A 2,183-nucleotide genomic window follows, 5' to 3' on the forward strand; every position below is an offset into this window, starting at 1 on the left:
CCCGACGAGATGCGTGGGCGTGTGAGTGGCGTAAACGGTATTTTTGTGAGTTGCTCAAACGAACTCGGAGCGTTTGAATCGGGTGTGGCTGCCAAGTTTTTTGGGGCTGTACCTTCGGTAGTTTTTGGTGGAGTAATGACGCTGGTTTTTGTGACAATCATTTTCTTACGCTCGGGCGACCTTTTTGATGTAAAATTGGAGAAGAAATCATAGTTAGAAGTTGATAGTCAACTGTCTGCAGTCAACAGATATTTAAAGATTTTTTTGTAACTATTGGTTGCTCGAAAACAAAATTTTACATTTGCTAAGACGAAACCTATTAATATGATTCGACTTTTAGCTGTTGTAAATGACTTTTTTAAGAATAAACCCATCAAAATTACTTTGTTGGCGTTTTTTGTTTTTTCAGAAACTATATCTTTCGCTCAAAATCGACCACGAACGGATATTAATTTAGATGAATTTATTCAGCGAGTTTTTCCTGTTCAACAAGAAAATATTAATTACGAAGACCTCTACGAATCGCTTTATCAGCTTTATCAAAACCCACTTAATCTAAATACCGCCACTGCCGAAGATTTAGCTTCGCTTTATTTACTTTCACAGGTTCAGATTAAAAGTATTCTCGACCATCGTGAACAAAACGGCGATTTTCTGAGCATTTACGAACTCCAAGCCGTACAAAACCTTGATTTAGAAACAATAAACAAGCTCTTACCTTTCGTTGATATAAAATATAAATTTTCGGTCGGAGATTTAAAAAATCGGCTAAGCAATGCTACTGACCATTATTTTGTGTTGCGAAATTCGCAGGTTTTAGAAAAATCAAGGGGTTTTGAAGAAGGAAAATATTTGGGTTCTCCACAGCATCTTTACGCCCGCTATCGCCTGAGCCACCCGAAAGATTTTCAAGTAGGTTTTATTGTAGAAAAAGACGCTGGCGAAAAAAACTACCTCGATTTCTACACATTTCATTTTCAACTTCGTAATAAAGGTAAACTCAAAAACTTAGTGTTAGGCGATTATCAAGCACAATTTGGGCAAGGTTTAATCATGTCGGCTGGGTTTTCGTTGGGCAAAAGTAGCGAAGCCATTGCTACCACTCGCCGCAGTAATTTGGGGGTTCGTCCTTACGGTTCGTTGCTCGAAGGTGGCTATTTCAGAGGAGCAGCCGCCACTTATCAATTTGGCAAAATCGACTTAACAGGCTTTTATTCATACACCAAACGAGATGCCAACATCAGCGATGATAACGGCGAACGGGAAGATTATTTCAGTTCGGTTCTAACGGGTGGCTACCACCGAACCGAAACCGAATTGGCTCGGAAAAATCAATTAACTGAGCAAAATATTGGCGTAAATGCCACTTTTCAGCTAAAAAATGGTCAAATTGGAGCAACTTTACTCAATACACAATTTGATGCAATGCTGCAACGGAACCCAGTTTTGTATAATAAATTTGAGTTTTCGGGGAAACAAAACTTGGTCATTGGTACAAACTTTACTTATACTTGGCAAAACTTCAATTTCTTTGGCGAAGCGGCTCGCTCAAGTAGCGGCGGCATTGGGGCGATTGGTGGTTTTGTGGCTGCACTCAGCCGACAAGTTGAATGGGCAGTAAATATCAGAAATTTCGATAAAAATTTTCATAGTTTTTATGCCAACGGGCTGAGTGAGGGAAGTAGAAATATCAACGAACGTGGTATTTATTGGGGGCTGAAATATTCACCCAAAAAAGGCTTGACTTTCAGTGCTTTCTATGACCGTTTTCAGTTTCCGTGGCTCAGATATTTGGTCGATGCTCCTTCTGGCGGTTTCGATTATTTACTCCGAATGACTTATCAGCCGAATAAAAAAGCCTTGTTTTATGTGCAGTATCACGAAGAACACAAAGGTAAAAACTTGCCGAATAATGCAACGGTGACCGATGTAGTAGTAAACGTAGTGCGGCAAAGTATTTTGGCAAACTTTGAATATTCGGTCAATCGGGTTTTCAAGACCCAAACCCGTGTGCAGTTGAATACTTATCAATACGCAACTCGCTCACAATCAAAAGGTTATGCGATTATGCAAGACCTCGAAGGTTCAATCCGAAAGCTACAACTCAAAGGCAGAATTGCTTATTATAATACCGATGATTATGATTCGAGAATCTATGTTTATGAAAATGATGTGCTTTATGC

General features: G+C 39.4%; 1 protein-coding gene and 1 pseudogene. Both read left to right on the plus strand.

Features of this window, described 5'->3' with window-relative positions:
- Nucleotides 1–213, plus strand: a pseudogene (locus tag ACOVO2_RS18900) (MFS transporter); the annotation flags it as partial.
- A 111-nt stretch (nucleotides 214–324) separates the two neighbouring features.
- The coding region (locus ACOVO2_RS18905; protein WP_421771472.1) for a ComEA family DNA-binding protein at nucleotides 325–2,183 on the plus strand (1,859 nt) is incomplete at its 3' end.

It is taken from the genome of Emticicia sp., assembly GCF_049241225.1.
Taxonomy (GTDB): domain Bacteria; phylum Bacteroidota; class Bacteroidia; order Cytophagales; family Spirosomataceae; genus Emticicia.